At 68.4% G+C, this 15,809-nt stretch carries 14 protein-coding genes; 4 read left to right on the top strand and 10 right to left on the bottom strand.

Annotation, left to right across the window (positions count from 1 at the left end; translation table 11 throughout):
* Positions 1-15: 15 nt before the first annotated feature.
* Genes GWK50_RS05960 through GWK50_RS05940 form a run of 5 tightly spaced genes read right to left on the bottom strand, consistent with a single transcriptional unit; the run spans position 16 to position 4,393 of the window.
* Positions 16-534, bottom strand: coding sequence for a cupin domain-containing protein (locus GWK50_RS05960; protein WP_059400247.1), 519 nt, complete (start codon positions 532-534; stop codon positions 16-18).
* Positions 531-1,859: an aminotransferase class I/II-fold pyridoxal phosphate-dependent enzyme gene (locus tag GWK50_RS05955; protein WP_242455306.1), complete on the bottom strand. Its 1,329-nt coding sequence runs from the start codon at positions 1,857-1,859 to the stop codon at positions 531-533. The genes GWK50_RS05960 and GWK50_RS05955 overlap by 4 nt, the downstream gene beginning before the upstream one ends.
* The gene (locus GWK50_RS05950; protein WP_059400246.1) at positions 1,843-2,367 is read right to left on the bottom strand and encodes a RidA family protein; all 525 of its coding nucleotides are present in this window, start codon (positions 2,365-2,367) and stop codon (positions 1,843-1,845) included. Before GWK50_RS05950 ends, GWK50_RS05955 begins: the two co-directional genes overlap by 17 nt.
* The gene (locus GWK50_RS05945; protein ID WP_092939576.1) at positions 2,364-3,386 is read right to left on the bottom strand and encodes a threonine/serine dehydratase; all 1,023 of its coding nucleotides are present in this window, start codon (positions 3,384-3,386) and stop codon (positions 2,364-2,366) included. Before GWK50_RS05945 ends, GWK50_RS05950 begins: the two co-directional genes overlap by 4 nt.
* A complete protein-coding gene (locus GWK50_RS05940) occupies positions 3,383-4,393 on the bottom strand; it encodes a 3-hydroxyacyl-CoA dehydrogenase NAD-binding domain-containing protein (RefSeq protein ID WP_063840187.1) in 1,011 nt (336 codons plus the stop codon). Before GWK50_RS05940 ends, GWK50_RS05945 begins: the two co-directional genes overlap by 4 nt.
* An 86-nt stretch (positions 4,394-4,479) precedes the next feature.
* On the opposite strand from GWK50_RS05940, the gene GWK50_RS05935 reads away from it, so the two are divergent.
* Complete coding sequence (locus GWK50_RS05935) at positions 4,480-5,916, top strand: PLP-dependent aminotransferase family protein (protein ID WP_082136751.1); 1,437 nt, start codon at positions 4,480-4,482, stop codon at positions 5,914-5,916.
* A gap of 59 nt (positions 5,917-5,975) precedes the next feature.
* Here the strand turns inward: GWK50_RS05935 and GWK50_RS05930 are convergent, their stop codons facing one another.
* Entirely contained in the window at positions 5,976-6,605 is a 630-nt protein-coding gene (locus tag GWK50_RS05930; RefSeq protein ID WP_059400243.1) for a DUF2325 domain-containing protein, read from the bottom strand.
* A 1,145-nt stretch (positions 6,606-7,750) separates the two neighbouring features.
* Here GWK50_RS05930 and GWK50_RS05925 point away from each other — a divergent pair.
* Positions 7,751-8,143 (top strand): hypothetical protein, encoded by a 393-nt coding sequence (locus tag GWK50_RS05925; protein ID WP_059400242.1) that lies wholly within the window; start codon positions 7,751-7,753, stop codon positions 8,141-8,143.
* 264 nt (positions 8,144-8,407) lie between these two features.
* A complete protein-coding gene (locus GWK50_RS05920) occupies positions 8,408-10,012 on the top strand; it encodes an ATP-binding protein (RefSeq protein ID WP_139222799.1) in 1,605 nt (534 codons plus the stop codon).
* 172 nt (positions 10,013-10,184) lie between these two features.
* On the opposite strand, the gene GWK50_RS05915 is transcribed toward GWK50_RS05920, so the two are convergent.
* From GWK50_RS05915 to GWK50_RS05905, 3 genes are all read right to left on the bottom strand, one after another.
* Positions 10,185-10,547 carry a hypothetical protein gene (locus tag GWK50_RS05915; RefSeq protein WP_059400240.1) on the bottom strand — a complete coding sequence of 121 codons (363 nt, stop codon included), beginning with the start codon at positions 10,545-10,547 and terminating at the stop codon, positions 10,185-10,187.
* Positions 10,548-10,652: 105 nt separating this feature from the next.
* The gene (locus GWK50_RS05910; RefSeq protein WP_059400239.1) at positions 10,653-12,224 is read right to left on the bottom strand and encodes a Fic family protein; all 1,572 of its coding nucleotides are present in this window, start codon (positions 12,222-12,224) and stop codon (positions 10,653-10,655) included.
* A 208-nt stretch (positions 12,225-12,432) separates the two neighbouring features.
* Entirely contained in the window at positions 12,433-13,212 is a 780-nt protein-coding gene (locus GWK50_RS05905) for a hypothetical protein (protein WP_139222798.1), read from the bottom strand.
* 141 nt (positions 13,213-13,353) lie between these two features.
* Here GWK50_RS05905 and xth point away from each other — a divergent pair, with 141 nt between their 5' ends.
* The gene (gene xth / locus GWK50_RS05900) at positions 13,354-14,133 is read left to right on the top strand and encodes an exodeoxyribonuclease III (protein WP_162015735.1); all 780 of its coding nucleotides are present in this window, start codon (positions 13,354-13,356) and stop codon (positions 14,131-14,133) included.
* Positions 14,134-14,169: 36 nt separating this feature from the next.
* On the opposite strand, the gene ntrC is transcribed toward xth, so the two are convergent.
* Positions 14,170-15,780 carry a nitrogen regulation protein NR(I) gene (ntrC, locus tag GWK50_RS05895; protein ID WP_162015734.1) on the bottom strand — a complete coding sequence of 537 codons (1,611 nt, stop codon included), beginning with the start codon at positions 15,778-15,780 and terminating at the stop codon, positions 14,170-14,172.
* Positions 15,781-15,809: the final 29 nt, after the last annotated feature.

Raw genomic sequence — 15,809 nt, 5'->3', positions numbered from 1 at the left:
CGGGCGCCGCGCCGCTCAGTCCCTGGCGGCCTCCGCGGGAAGATCCGAGGCGATGTGCGCGTAGCCGCCGCCTGGCTCCCTGCGCATGAGGGCGCCGCTGAAGGCCTGCTCGGGCAGGTTCTGCGCGGAATAGACGATGGCGTCCTCGGTGTCGCTGAGGTTCTGCAGGTCGTGCGCGACCCAGGCCGGCACGTAGAAGCTGTCGCCGTCCGACCAGGTGATGCGCTCGCCGGCGATCTCCGAGGCGCCCTGCCCCTTGAGCACGAAGTACAGGTGCCAGAACGAATGGCTGTGCATGCGTCCGCGCTCGCCGGGCCCCAGAGCCTGGACGATCAGGGAGATGCTGCCGTTCAGGGCGAAGGCCCCGGGCTCGTCGCTGCGCGTGAGCGCCATGGCCCGCGTGAGCCGCTGCGGGCTGCTCGGCTGGGCCGCCAGGGCCGCGCCCACATCGGGCTTGCGCCAGATGGCGGGCCGGCCCACGGGCTGGGCGGTGCGCGCCAAGTAGTCAGCGAAGGCGATCAGGTGGCCCTTCATGGCAGCACCTCCTCGGTCGTGGCGAGCAGGACGCTCAGGCAGATGCCTTCCATCGCCTGCTCCAGCTCCTGCAGGCCCGGAAAGCTCGGCGCCAGGCGCAGATGGCTGTCGCGCGGGTCGTGCCCGAGGGGAAAGGCCTTGCCCGCCGGCACCAGCGCGATGCCCAGTTCCTGGGCAAGCGCCACGACGCGCCGGGCGCTGCCGTCGCGTACCTGCAGGCTCACGAAGTAGCCGCCACGCGGCGTGGTCCAGTTGGCGAGCCCGCGGCCCGCCAGCTCGCGCCGCAGGCAGGCTTCGACCAAGGCGAACTTGGGCCCGAGGATGGCGCGATGGCGGGCCATGTGCGCGCGCAGCCCGGCGTGGTCGCGCAGCAGCCGCACGTGGCGCAGCTGGTTGAGCTTGTCGGGCCCGATCGAGCGGACGCCCGCATGCCGGGCGTACCAGGCGAGGTTGGCCGGCGAGGCCGCCAGCAGGCCCAGGCCGCCGCCCGCGAAGGTGATCTTGGACGTCGACCCGAAGACCAGCGGCCGATCCGCGTGGCCGGCCTGCGCGCACAGCGCGAGGATGCCCGGCACCGATTCCTCCACGTCGGTGAGATGGTGCACGGCATAGGCGTTGTCCCAGAAGATCCGGAAGTCCGGCGCGCCGGTCGCCATGCGCGCCAGCCGCTCGACGACCTCGGGCGCGTAGGTCTCGCCCGTGGGGTTGCTGTAGACCGGCACGCACCACATGCCCTTGACCCGCGGGTCGCGGACCAGCGCCTCGACGGCATCCATGTCGGGCCCGTGCCCCGTGAGGGGCACCGGCACCATCTCGATGCCGTAGGCCTCGCAGATCGCGAAGTGCCGGTCGTAGCCCGGAACCGGGCAGAGGAACCTCGCCCCCTGGCCATGCCAGGGCGCCGCGCCGCCCGGCACCCCGTGCAGCAGGGCGTACACGAGCGTGTCGTGCATCAGCGCGAGGCTGGAATTGTTGGCCACCGCGACCTGCTCGGGCGGCGCATCGAGCATGGGCGCGAAGAGCGTGCGCGCTTCCAGCAGGCCCAGCGGGCTGCCGTAGTAGTTGCGCGCATCGCCCCCCTCCTGCGTCCGGTGGCCACCGACGCCGGGCCAGTCGAGCATCGCGTCCGACAGCGCCACCTGCTCGGTGCAGGGCTTGCCGCGCGTCATGTCGATGCGCAGGCCGCGTGCCTTGAAGGCGTCGAAGCGGGCCTGCCATCGCAGGCGCTCGTCAGGCGTCCAGGCACCGGACGGCGGGGTCAGGGACTCCGGGGCGGCCCCGGCTGTCGGTCCGGGGGCCATGAAGGCTTCAGCGGTGGATGGCATGGTGAGAAGGCTCCTTGGAAGACGGGACCGCCGCCGTGGAGGCGACGATCAGATCGAGCTCGACGCTGGCGCCCTGAGGAAGCTGGGCGGCGCCGATGGCGGTGCGCGCGGCGCGGCCGGCGGACCCGAAGAGTTCGACCAACAGGTCGGAGGCCGCGTCGGCCACATCGCTGTGCCGCGTGAAGGCGGGGTCGCTGTGCACGAAGACCTGCAGCTTGAGGACGCGCTCGACGCGGTCCAGCGAGCCGAGCGCCTGCCGCAGCACGGCCATGGCGCGCAGCGTGCACAGGCGCGCACCCTCGCGCGCCTGCTCCAGGCTGACGCCGCCGCCGACGCAGCCGGTCACCGCGACGCGGCCGTCCACGCGCGGCAGCTGTCCGCTTAGGTACAGCAGGCCGCCGTGCACGGTCACCAATTCGTAGTGGGCGGCCGGCGCGACGTCCTCCGGGATCGCCAGGCCAAGCTCGCGCACGCGCTGCTCGGGCGAGCGGGTCGCTGCGGTCGTCATGCCCGTCCTCCCCGCTCCGTGCCCAGGGACAGGCAGCGCGCGAACACCGCCGGATCGACGTTGCCGCCCGAGCAGACCACCAGGGTGTTGCGGCCCTCGAGCGCGACCTTGCGCGCCAGCACGGCCGCGAGCGGTGCGGCCCCGCCCGGCTCGAGCACGAGCTTGAGCGCGGCGAAGGCGAAGAACATGGCCTCCAGCGCCTCGGCGTCCGAGACGGTGACGCCCTGCGCCGCGTGGGTCCGCAGCACCGGCAGGGTCAGTTGGCCCGGCGCAGGAGCGAGCAGCGCGTCCTGGATGGAGCCGGACCTGCGCGCATTGGTCTGCGCACTGTCCGACCGGAGCGAGCGCCCCGTGTCGTCGAATCCCTCGGGCTCGACCACCACGATGCGGGCATCGGGCCATGCCGCGCGCAGCGCCAGGGTCCACCCCGCCGCGAGGCCGCCGCCGCTGCAGCACACCAGCGCCGTGTCCACGCGCTGCCCCTGCATCTGCGCGACGGCCTCCAGCGCGCCGGTGCCTGCGCCCGCCATGACCAGCGCATCGTCGAAGGGCGGCACCAGCGTCAGGCCTTGCTCCACCACGAGCCGCCGGCCGATGGCTTCGCGGTCCTCGTGTTCGCGGTCGTACAACAGCACCGTCGCGCCGCTCGCGCGGCAGCCCTCGATCTTGATGGCCGGCGCGTCGGCCGGCATGATGACCGTGGCGGCCACGTCCAGCATCCGGCCCGCCTGCGAGACCGCGAGGGCATGGTTGCCCGAGGAGTAGGCCACCACGCCGCGCGCGCGCGCGCCAGGCGTCAAGGCCAGGATGCGGTTGCAGGCGCCGCGGAACTTGAACGAACCGCTGCGCTGGAGGTTCTCGGCCTTGAGGTAGACGCGCCCGCCGGCATGCGCGTCCAGTTCATCGCAGCGCAACAGCGGCGTGGTGACGGCCCATCCTTGCAGCCGCTGGGCGGCCCGGTGGATGGCCTGCACGTCGACCGGGGAGCGCTCCGTCTCCGGGATCACGGGGGTCGTCATGGCGTGCCGCTCCCCACCACTTCTTGTGCCGCCGCCGGCGCCCATGCGGCCGGGGCCGCCCCGCCCTCGCCCGGCTCCGCCGTGCCCGGCAGCGCCGAGGGCGCGAGCAGCCGCTGTGCCTGCAGCAGCACCTGTTCGTAGCGCGACCGCTCGCGCGCGATCTGCTCGTCCGTCCAGCGCCAGAAGCCGTGCCCGCTCTTGGTGCCGAAGCGGCCATCGGCCACCTTCTCGCGCAGCGTGCGGCTGGGCACGCTGTCGTTGCACAGGGTCGGGTAGATCGACGAGGCCGCCGCAAACTGCGTGTCCAGTCCCGCGAACTCCTTCTGCAGGATCGGCCCCGCCGCCACGTACCGGAAGCCGAAGCCGAAGCGCACCGCTGCGTCAACGTCCTCGGGCGTCGCGAGGCCCTCGTCGATGACCGAGAACGCCTCTCGCATCAGCGCGTGCTGGATGCGGTTGGCTAGGAAGCCCGGCACGTCCCGGTTGACGCGCACGGGGATCCGCCCGACGTCCGAGAAGATCCGCATCAGGCGGTCCATCGTCTCGCCCCGTGTGAATTCGCCCCGCGCGATTTCCACGAGCGGCACGAGGTGGGCGGGCAGGAAGAAGTGCGCGTTGGCCATGCGCTCCCGGCTGCTGCAGGCGCGGGCGATGTCCGTGATGCGCATGCCGCTGCTGTTGGAACCGATGGGCACGTGCCGGGGCACCATCGCGTCGAGCTGCGCGAACACCCCCTGCTTGACCTCGAGCCGTTCGGTCACGGACTCGATGACGATTTCCACGCCGGACCAGTCCACCGCATCCAGCGCCGGCCGCAGGTGCAACAGGTCGCCATACAGTTGCCCGCCCATCTGGGACACCGACTGGGCCACGTGGCGCCGCACCGCGTCCCACTCCCCGGACGCGGGCGCCACGACCTGCGTCTGCCAACCCGCATTCAGGAAGATCGCGGCGATGTCCCGCCCCATGATTCCGCTGCCGACCACCACCGCACCCGCTTCACTCATACTTGGCTCCTTTGTCCGCTGACACCCATGAGATCAAACTGTATGGAGATTTCCCGTACAGTTCACTTATATCGCACAAGAAGTGTATGTCATCTGTACGTAGACCGCAAGCAGGCGGAGAGGAGAAGTCCGCGCGCTGGCAGGCCGCCATCGAAGCGATGGGCGGCCCGCTGTATCTGCGCATCGTTGAACTGCTGGCCCAAGAGGTCCGGGAGGGAAGGCTTTCGCCCGGAGCGCCGCTGCCTTCCCAGCGCGACATGGCCCGGCAGCTGGGCGTTAACTTCACGACCGTCACGCGCGCCTACGATGAGGCCAAGCGCATCGGCCTCGTGCAGTCGCGCCATGGGCAGGGCACCTTCGTGGCGGCGGAAAAGGGCTTCGCGCGCACCGTCGCCGAGCCGGCGCCCGAGGAGGGGGTGCGCGAGCCTATCGACCTCACTTCCACGTGGCCGCCGAACCTGGAGATCGCATCGACGCTGGCGGCCGCGGTGGCGCGGCTGACCGGCGACCGCAGCTTTGACTTCCTGGCACGTCGCGCCGGCACGGTGCCGGCGCTGGACCTCGCGGCCGGCCGCGACTGGCTGCAGCCGCGCTTCGACCTGGAGGTGGGCGGCCGCCTGGCCATGGCCTCGGGCGCGCGCAACGCACTGATCGGCTTGCTGTCCAGCCTCGTGGGAACCGGCGGCCGGCTGCTGGTGGAAGCGATGTGCTGGCCGACCATGCGCACCCTGGCCACGGTGCTGGGCATCGAACTCGTGCCGGTCGCGCTGGACGCCGAAGGCATCCTGCCGGACGCCCTGGACGCCGCGGCGCAGGCGTCGCAGGCCACGGTGCTGTACTGCGTGCCGACGCTGCAGAACCCGAGCGGCGCGGTGATGGGCCTGCGCAGGCGCCGCGCGCTCGTCGAGGTCGCGCGCCGGCGCGGCCTCACCCTCGTGGAGGACGATGCCTACGGCGGCCTGCACCGCGACCCGCCCCCGCTGCTGGGCACGCTGGCCCCGGAACTCACCTATTCGGTCTTCGGGCTGGCAAAGCTCATCTCGCCCAGCCTGCGCGTCGCCTACGTCGTGGCGCCGGATGCCGAGAAGGCCGAGCGCCTCGCGGAGATCCTGCGCGCCACCATGCAGACAGTCCCGCCGCTGGAGGCGGCGCTGGCCACGCACCTGATCCGCCATGGCCAGATGGCCAAACTGATCAAGCAGGTCCGCACGGAGGCGCAGGAGCGCCAGGGGCTGGCCCGGCAGCTGCTGGGGGAACACGCCGCGCACGTACCGGACGAGGCGCTGTTCTTCTGGCTGCCGCTGCCCGTCCCCTGGGACGCGTCGGACTTCGCGATGCGGCTGCGGCGAGCGGGCGTGGTGGTGGCGCCGGCCAAGGTCTTCTCGCTCGACCCGGCCTCGGCGCCCAACGCCGTGCGCATCGCCACCGGCGCGGTCCCGTCGCGGGAAGACGTCACCATCGCCCTGCAGCGTGTGCGGGGGCTGCTGGCGCAGAATCCCTCTCTGCTCAGCGTGATCGACTGATCTGCCGGCGGCGACTGCGCCGCGCAATCAGCACATGGCCGAAGGCGATGGCCGGGCAACTACAGAACCCGTACGGCTCCTGAACGGCTCTCGCCATCCCCATCCTTGCCGATGCGCACGATGCGCAGTTCCTGAGGACGCTCCACCATCACACAAGCCTTGCCAGTCCGCTTGCAGTGGTCCTGGACCCGCCAGTAGGCGCCGTGGCTGAGGCAGCCCGTCTGGCATATCACGAGGTCCGCCGCCCTGAGACTGGCCTCGAGCACGGCCGCGCCGCCTTCGGCCGCCAGTCCCGCATCGCCAAACGTGTCCTGTGACACCATGCCAGCGGCGGCGAGCGCTCCCTCGCCCTTGCCATCCTGAGGCCGCTGCCAGCGCGCCCGCTCGCGCATCAGTTCCTGAACGCGCGCCAGCAACGCTTCCACATGCCTGGCGAGCGTCACCCTGCGAGGCAGGCCCGGAGCCGCCTGGACGAGCGCCGCCCGGTCCTCGCGCTCCCACATCAAGGCGGTCTCACGAATGATGACCGCAGCGCGCAGCTTCACGGCCTCGCGGCTTAGGCGCTCGATCTCCCGTGCCTGCGCGCTCAGCAGTTCGCTGCAGCGCCGCTGGTCGCATCCAGGCTCGCGCAGCCGATGGCCGTACTCCCAACCTGAGGGCGGCACCGCAGATTCCTTCCTTTCGATCATCGATTCACTCCCCGCTGCCCCGAACCTTCGTTCGTGCAGCACATGAACAGGTACGCCGCGATGGCGGCCCCGACCCTCCGGGCCCGGACCGCCCGAGGGATCGCAAGGTGGAGGGCGCGGCCGCCAGGCCCCGGCCACCGCAGGCGGTTCCCGCCGAGCGGTTGGAGCCCTCGGCAACGATGGCCCAACGGGAGCCGGCCGCATCGCGGCAAGGCCTCCACCTCAGCATGCAGGGCAAACCTGCAAACTATAGATAGGACGTATTTCCCCTTTGCGGTGCGACGGTACCCCCGACATGGGAGCGCCGCGCGCTGGCGCTGTCAGGCGTCTCCACGCCCATCCTTGCGCGATCGATGATCCCACGCCGCAGCTGTCACGTTGAACCAGCGCCGCCGCCTCTCCTGCCGAATGCGCGGCGAGTTCCGTCGTTTCGGTGTGGCCGCAAAGGCAACTGCCATGACCCGCAGCCTCTGCGGGACCATACTGTGCCTGCGTTCAGCGGACATCGTGGTCCGCCCAGCCTCCATCCCCCGCGACGGGCGTATGGAGTCCAGCCTGCTCGGCTGGCGTCGCGGTCGAAACCCGCCCTCGCGTCCCGCTGCACTCTCGGTTGCCGCAGATGCAGCGCAGACAACAAGCATGAGCGCTTCGATCGCGCATCCGCGCAGGCCGCGCGCGTTTGCCTGCAGCTTGCTGGCGAACCGCAGCGACCTCTCTGCGGCGTCGCCGCCCGAGGCACCACTGCCCCGGAACGTCTCTTACGGAGCACCTGAGAGGCGGGCTTCATCGCGCTGCGCCTCGCATGCTTGACGACGCCGCGCTTCCACCGCGTGCCGCGTTGAACGTGCACAGGCCCACGCCGGTGCAACGGTGGTGGCGCGAATCGCGCCGCCACGAAAACCGAGGCCCTTGCGGCCTGCAGACCAACCCGACGGGGGATCCCTTCCCCGCGGGGCGAGGGCATCTCTCGTCTCACTCATTTTGGAGATGAGCATGTTCACCACATTCACGGGCCAACGGCCCGCGCACAAGACCCGTTCCCATCTTTTCCGGAGCCATCTGAAGCGCTCCGAGGGGACGACTGCGGCAAAGCGCCGCGGGGATGCCGCTTCCAGCCAGTTGCATTCCTGCGGCCGGAGCGCATCATGAGCGAGAAGTCCCACGTTTCTCTCGAGCAGCACGCCTGCCTGGTGTGCGGCACGACGTTCGACACCGGCGCCATCCTGCTGGACAAGCGCTTGCGCGCGAGCATGGAGCCTCACACGACCACGGGCTGGGGCCTGTGCCCCGAGCACCAGAAGCTGTTCGATGACGGCTACGTCGCGCTGGTCGAGTGCGATCCAGAGCGCAGCGGCCCGCCGGCGGACGGACGCCTGAAGCCCGAGCAGGCGTACCGAACGGGCCGGCTGGCCCACCTGCGGCGGCCGGTGTTTTCGCAGATCTTCGATGTGCCGATCCCTGACAAGCAGGCCTGCGTCTTCGTCGAGCCTGGGGTCATCGACCGGCTGCAGTCGATGGTGGCGCCGGCGCCGCATTGATCGCGCCGCGAGGGCCATGGTGCGTCGTCTCCCTCGGGGACGACGCACTTCCTTTCTTCTGAACGTGACGCGAGCGAGTCCGGGGCGCCTTGGCGCTCCCAGCCAGCCGGCCGCGGCGCCGGCTCGCGCGGCGTCGTTCGTCTCCCAGGCCGCACATTCGCGGTCCTTCGAATCGCACCCGCAGAGTTTCCGCTCCTCGCGGGCCCTTCCTCGCGCCACGGCTGCCCTCGTCGCCCGTGGCCTTTCTTTCCGATGGAGAAACCCATGGAGATCCAAGTTCGCATCAACAGCGAAGGCGCACTGCGCAACCAGCGCTATGCCTTCACAGACCGCTTCACCCTCGTCTCGGAACTGTTGCAGAACGCCCGCCGCGCGGGCGCGACACTGATCGAGGTGAGCCATGACGAGCCGAGCCGCACGCTGCGCGTGCGCGACAACGGCCGAGGCCTCGGCGACTTCCAGAAGCTGCTGACCTTCCACGAGTCCGGCTGGGACCAAGACCTGCAGCGGCAGGAGCAGCCGTTCGGGGTCGGCTTCTCGAAGTGCCTCTATGCCTCCACGCGCTGCATCGTCACGAGCGGGGGCCTCGAAGCGGACATCGACACGGCGGCAGCGCTGGCGCACGCGTCCGTTCCAGTGAGGCCGAGCGCTGTCGGCGTGCATCCCGGGACCATCGTCGAACTGTACGGCGTGGACCTGGAAGGGCTGCACCGGCGCATCGGCCCGATGTGCCGAGGCTTCCCGGTGCCCGTCGAGTTCAATGGGCGGCTGATCCCGAGACCGGACGCGACCGACGCCAGCAACGGCGATGGGTTCCACGACACGCCTGTCGGTGCCGTGCGCCTGTCGGGGTCCGTCGACGGCAGATGCTCGGTGCGCACGCGCGTCTACTTGCAGGGCTTCTGCGTGAACCGCCGGCCCAGCCACTTGGACGAGCACGACGATTCGAACGTGGTCCATTTGGACCCGGCTCGACACCTCGCTCGCCTGCCTGACCGCGACAGGCTGATCGATGAGGACACACAGCTCAAGGCGGTCGACGAGGCGGTCACGCACCTGTGGCGGCGGATTCTCCTGCACAGGAAAGGCAGTCTTCCCGCTGCCGAGTTCGTCGAGACGTTCTACGGGGCGATGCACATGTGGAAGCACCTCGATCTTCTGGACGACGTGCCGGTGCTGCCGCGGGTACTCTGCGACACGATCACGTACCCTGTCCAGGAGGCGTTCCCTTCCCGCGACTTCATGGAGCCGCTGGCCTCGGCCCCGACGCGCGAGGAGGTCGAATCGGGCCGGCTCCGCCTGGTGAGCCTCGACGCGCCATCCGATGAATCGATGGCCGATTGGATGCTTGCATGGTCGTTGAAGATGGTCGTCTTCGACGCGCATGTCCTGGGTCCGGGCCACTGGGTCCATGCCCACGTGCGCGAATTGTCGGCCCGCGACGTCAGCGTGCGGGCCGTGGGCGAGACACTCCGCACGCGGCTGGAGGGACGCTGGCTATGGGCCGACGTGGTTCTGTGCGAACGCGTGCGCCTCGAGGCCGGCGGCGAGACCGTGGAGCTCGAAGAGGATGGCCTCGCCCATGAAGGGACGCTTTTCATTCCCGCCGGCGAATGCTCTGGCTGCGCGGTTCAGCAGGCATCGGACTTTGTGGATTCGGATGGCCACTGGCACGAGGACGACATGGAGGCCGATACGGCCATGCTGGCCGAACTCATCCATCGCATGCGCGCCAGCGACCCCGTGTCCACGCTGCGCGCGATGCTGGAACGGCTCAACCTGGAACGGTTTCCAGTGATGGTGGGTCGCACCTTCCGCCTGTCGGTAGGGCCGAGCCCGGAAGAGCATGTGCTGGAGTTACTCGGCTGATCTTCGCCTTTACGCGGGCTTGCGCAGACGAGGCGCAAGCCCGCGCGCGGTCACAGTGTCGAGTCGGTGCCGCCCAGCGCGAATGGCGAGGACACGCCATGGCTGCAGAATTGCATTTCTGTCCAACCCCCTCTGGCGTCGCTTCCCCAAGCCGACACCGCCCATGCCGCAACTAAGCCCCTGTGCCGTGCCCTTCATCGGGAAGCCGGATCGTGCGGCGCCGCTTGATCACCACCGTAGGCGTGCCGGACATCGGTCGTTCCGACGCGGAATCGGGCCGCCGTGCCGCCCGCGCGGCACCGGGAACGGCGATCCCTGCGCACTGCAGCGCGGCCTCGACCTCCACCGGATCCAAGGGCTGAACAATGTCGCCGTTGACCTGCGCGTAGCGCCCGTCTGGCAACCAGGCGAGAGCGCCCGTTTCCAAGCCTCGTCGAACGACTCCGAGCAACCGCACGTTTCTGCTCACGCGCGGCACGAAATGACGCTCGCCCAACGGGAGCACGCGCATCTGGACGTCGGGCACGTTGACCACGCCTGATTTTCTATCCGGTAGTGGCATCACGCCAACCCTCCTCTGACCTCGGCCTTCATCGTAACGCCGGTGCGGACGCGATGGGCAGGAGCACGCGAGGCACGACTAGGCCTTCTCTGCCTCCGGCGATTCGCCCTCGAAGACGGAGCGCACCGCTGCGATGATCTGCGCATGCCTCGCATAGAAGGCACCGTCCTCCGCGAAGATCTGGGGCAGCGTCTTGCGCAGCTTGTTGCTCACCTGCCAGTCCCCTTCCTTGAGCGACCGGATGATGCGGTCCGCGTCCTGGTCCGGCATCTCCAAAAAGTCCTTGATCGCCGTGCGCGCCTCGTCGTACTGGCGCAGGACCAGTGCCTCCTGCGCCATCTCCTGCTCGACCGTCTGGCGCAGCACGCTGCTCAGGTAGCGCGCCTGCTCGGTCAGGTCGAGGTAGCGCCACGCATGCTGCGCGTCCTCGGTCCGAAGGAACTCGAAATTGGTCTCGACGCCATCGGGGCACAGCCGCTTCGATCCGAAGCGGTAGGCATCGACATAGACCTGCATGAAGGGCCGGGAGAAGCCCTCCAGGGCCTGGTCATAGCCGGCGCGCCCCTTGGCCGAGCCGGCGATCGTCGCCGAGACCGGCACGATGATGTTGGCGGGCACCACCTTGTCCGCCGCGAGTAGGTGATTGACAAGAAAGCGGTGGATGCGCCCATTGCCATCGGCGAGCGGATGCAGGTAGACGAATGCGAATGACACTGCCGCCGCGCGCGCTACCGGGTTTGCGCCCCGCGTGCGGTTCTCGAAGCAGCGCAGCGCATCGAGCATACCAACCACAAGTTCCTCGGACGGGGCAATGTAGTGGACGATCTCGCTCACGAAGCCGCGCTCGCCGACGAACACCGGCGACTGGCGAATGCCGACGCGCAACGCGGCCTCACCGAGCACGGCCTGCTGCAGCGTGAGCAATTGCTCGGGCGCCATCGGATCGTCCATGTGGCCGCTGTACGTACCGATGGCCGCCGCGAAGCGCTTCACCCGATCCTGCTTGTCCGCCTCGTGTTCGATGGCGAAACTCGCCCGCGATTCCTTAAACGTCAGCCAGGCCGCGCTGCGCAGCAGTAACTCCGGCCCGTAGGTGTCGTCGAGCAACTGGACGCCCGCCGCCACGTCGTAGAGCCATTCGCGCTGCTCCTGCGGTCCCAAGTACACCACGGGGCAGAAGTCGCGCGAGCCCGGCAGGTTGTCGTTGATACGCCAGCGCCGGACGCGATCCGGCCGCTGGGCGACCAGATACTGTGCGGCATCGATCGCGTCCACGTATCCCACGTTGGGCGCCGTGTCCGGCACAGCAAGCTGCCGGCCGGTGAACCACTCGTAGAAGAACGCGGCGCGCCGTGCATAGCTCCCCGTGGGCTCATCCTTCACCCACGCCACCACGTCCTGAGGATCGACCCGCTGGAACAGCCGCGAGAAGAACTCAAAGCTCAGCCGCTCGTACTTCAAACCGAACTCGAAGTGCCCGCGGAAGTTGTCCGCGGGCTGATACGCGGCGGTCCAGGTTCGCGTCTCCCGTCCATCCGCCGCTTCGCGCTGGCGCACCGGCCCCAGGCGGCTGCGGGAGAAAAGCGGCTGTACCAGTTGGATGCCGTAGAGCTCGGCAAGCCGGTGGAAGCCCAATAGGGTGTCAGGCATGGGATGCAATTTCGCTATAGGTTCGGCAATTCTCCTAGAAAAACAGCCCATCTCTACCAAAACGATATACTCACGGCGCGCTGACCCTGGGAGTGACACCTCTGTTTGTCGCGAAGGAGCTCTCGACGCCGAAGAGCTAGGCACCGGCCGCACCGCTCGAGCACGGCACCCGCCACCGCATTTCGGTCTCGAGATGCCGAAGGACCCCTCAAGAATGCTCAACTTTTCGGCCGGAGCTCCCTCGAGCCGAAGGGCTTGGTTCCCGCGCACGTACCGCGCGGCGCGCAGCACCCATGGGCTCAGCCGCGTCTCGTAGCCGAAGCGATCGCTTACGCCCCACATAGCGTCGCAGTACGCGTTCAAGCTGCTGCCGATAGGCGAGAACCGAAAGCCGAGGACTGCCCTGAATGCGCCCCCACCAGATGCATGAGTAATCATGAACAACAAGCCCATTGAAGCTGGCCGCGGGCCCCGCCTCATCCAGGGCGACGCACAGCAGCGGGATTGCTTCGTGATAGGCAAGGCGCCGCACGATGGAAACGGCTCTGGGATTCCACACGTACCACTGCTCACCCGATCCGGCACGGATCGCGTCGAGGGAATTCTGATCCTCTGGGCGGCGCCAAACTGCAGGCTCGCTGCCTTGAAGACCACCGGGCTGCTCGACATCTGGGCGGTAGCGCCACCGTGTGCGCTTGTGGAGCCACACCTCGAGCACGCATCCATAGCGCTCGTAGGCGCCGTCTTCGTAGACGTCGGCGATGTTCGAAGACAGGAGCACCGCGCCACATTCACGGCGACGTGGCGGCTGGCCGTCGAAGCTTGCCAGAAGAAACGGCGGGATGGTTTCGTCCTCGGCGCCGAAGTACAGCGGGCCGATCAGGTCAGCGGGCGTCTGCAGCCAGGGTGTGTTCTTTCCGGGCTTGAACTCCTCCTCTCGCGACAGAGGCCCGCGATGTCCGGCTTTGGCCTTGGGATGAAGTTGCATACTATGACTCTTCATGACACACAAGAGGGAACGGTTGGTTCCTACCACCCCTTTTGCTGGTAGCTAGGCTGGTAGCTAGCCCAATTTTCCAGGTCTTGATAATCAATTTTTACCTTATAAATCAATAAGTTAGACAAACTCATGAAGATTGCCACCTGGAACGTCAACTCCCTGAGCGTACGCCTGCCCCAGGTGCTGGACTGGCTGGCCGCGCACCCGGTGGATGTGCTGTGCCTGCAGGAGCTCAAGCTCACCGAAGACAAATTCCCCTTCATGGAGCTGCACGCAGCCGGCTACGAGGCCGTGGCGTTCGGGCAGAAGACTTACAACGGCGTGGCAATTCTGACGCGCACAGCGCCCACAGCTGTGGTGCGCAACATTCCCGGCTTTGAGGATGAACAGGCACGCGTGATCGCGGCCACGGTGGAAACGCCCCAAGGCCCACTGCGCGTGCTCAACGGCTATTTCGTCAACGGCCAGGCGCCGGGCACGGACAAGTTCGCCTACAAGCTGCGCTGGCTGCAGGCCCTGCACGACTGGGTGGCCAGTGAGTTAGCCGCGCATCCGCGCCTGGTGCTGCTGGGCGACTTCAACGTGGCGCCCGAAGACCGCGACTCTTACGACCCCGTGGGGCTGGCGGGCACCATCCACCACACACCCGAAGAGCGTGGGCACTTCCAGGCGCTGCTGGCCTTGGGCCTGGTGGATGCGTTCCGCCTGTTCGATCAGCCCGACAAGAGCTTTTCGTGGTGGGACTACCGCATGCTGGGTTTCCAGAAGAACCGGGGGCTGCGCATCGACCACATGCTGGTGAGCCCGGCGCTGCGCCCCGCCGTGGCGGCCTGCACCATCGACCGCGCTCCGCGCAAGAACCCCCAGCCCAGCGACCACGCGCCGGTGGTGCTGGAATTGACACTGTAATTTGCTATTATTTTTATAGCTGCTAGCGCTTATAAATCAAGCGCCGTAGCCGTTTTTTGCTTCATCCACACCATCCAGGCCCAGCTCTTGGATCTTGCGGGTGATGGTGTTGCGGCCAATGCCCAGGCGCTGGGCGGCCTCCATGCGGCGACCGTGGGTGGCCGCCAGCGCGGTGCGAATCAGGCGTGACTCGAAGCGGTGCGCCAGCACATCCCAAATATCGTTCTGGCCCGCGGCCAGCAGGCCCTGGGCTTCGCGCTCCAGGGCTTGCTCCCAGGCGGTGGCATCTGCCCCATCGACCAGCGGGTACGCAGCAAGCGGCGACGGACTGCCCGGCGGCACCGCGACGGGCCGGTGCGCCACGGCTGAAACGCCTGCCACGGGCACGGGTGCCGCCACGGCAGGCAGGGGTTCTGCCGCCGGCTCCGCCAACGGTGATGTGGCCAGCAGCGGATCGGTGGTGGCGCTGGGGGCCTCCAGCACCTCGGGCGGCAGGTCCTGCACCGAAATGGTTTGGGCAGGCGCCATCACGGTGAGCCAGTGGCAGATGTTTTCCAACTGGCGCACGTTGCCCGGAAAGCCGAACTGCCCCAGGCGCGCCAAAGCAGCGTCGGAAATGCGCTTGGGCTCCACCCCCAGCTGGCGCGCGCTTTGCTGCAGAAAATGGCGCGTGAGCATGGGCACGTCCTCGCGCCGCTCACGCAGCGCCGGCAGGCGCAGGCGGATGACGTTGAGGCGGTGGAACAAGTCCTCGCGGAACACGCCGTCCTTGACGCGCTGCTCCAGGTTCTGGTGCGTGGCGGCAATCACGCGCACATGGGCCTTGACGGCGGCATGGCCGCCGACGCGGTAGAACTGCCCATCCGACAGCACGCGCAACAGGCGCGTCTGCAGGTCGAAGGGCATGTCGCCGATTTCGTCGAGGAACAGCGTGCCGCCCTCGGCCTGCTCGAAGCGCCCGCGCCGCTGCGTCTGCGCGCCGGTGAAGGCGCCGCGCTCGTGGCCGAAGAGTTCGGATTCGAGCAGGTCTTTCGGGATGGCGGCCGTGTTGATGGCCACAAAGGGGCCACCCGCCACGGGCGAATGCTTGTGCAGCGCGCGGGCGACCAGTTCCTTGCCCGAGCCCGATTCACCGGTGATCAGCACGGTGACCTGGCTCTGGCTCAGGCGCCCAATGGCACGGAACACGTCCTGCATGGCCGGTGCCTGGCCCAGCATTTCCGGGGCCACCTCGTGCGCGTCCTGGGCCACTGATTCGCGCTCGCTTTCCTGCACGGCGCGGCGGATCAGCTCCACTGCCTTGGGCAGGTCAAAGGGCTTGGGCAGATATTCAAAAGCGCCGCGCTGGAAGGCCGATACCGCACTGTCCAGGTCGGAGAACGCCGTCATGATGATGACGGGCAGCCCCGGTTGCAGGGCATGCACCTTTTCCAGCAGTTGCAGACCATTGCCGCCGGGCATGCGGATGTCACTGACCAGCACCTGCGGCGCGCTGTGCTGCACATCGCCGCCCTGCAGGGCTTCGAGCGCATCGAGCACCTCGCGCGGGTGCGTGAAGCTGCGCGTGGGCAGGTTCTCGCGCGCCAGGGCCTTCTCGAGTACGAAGCGGATCGAGGGGTCGTCATCTACTATCCAGATCGGCTTCATGGGCTTGGGTGCTTCCACAGGTTGGTGCA

This window comes from Acidovorax sp. 210-6, from assembly GCF_010020825.1.
GTDB lineage: Bacteria > Pseudomonadota > Gammaproteobacteria > Burkholderiales > Burkholderiaceae_C > Simplicispira > Simplicispira sedimenti.
The sequence above is the reverse complement of the archived record's forward strand: the minus strand, read 5'-3'. Positions and strand labels throughout refer to the sequence as shown.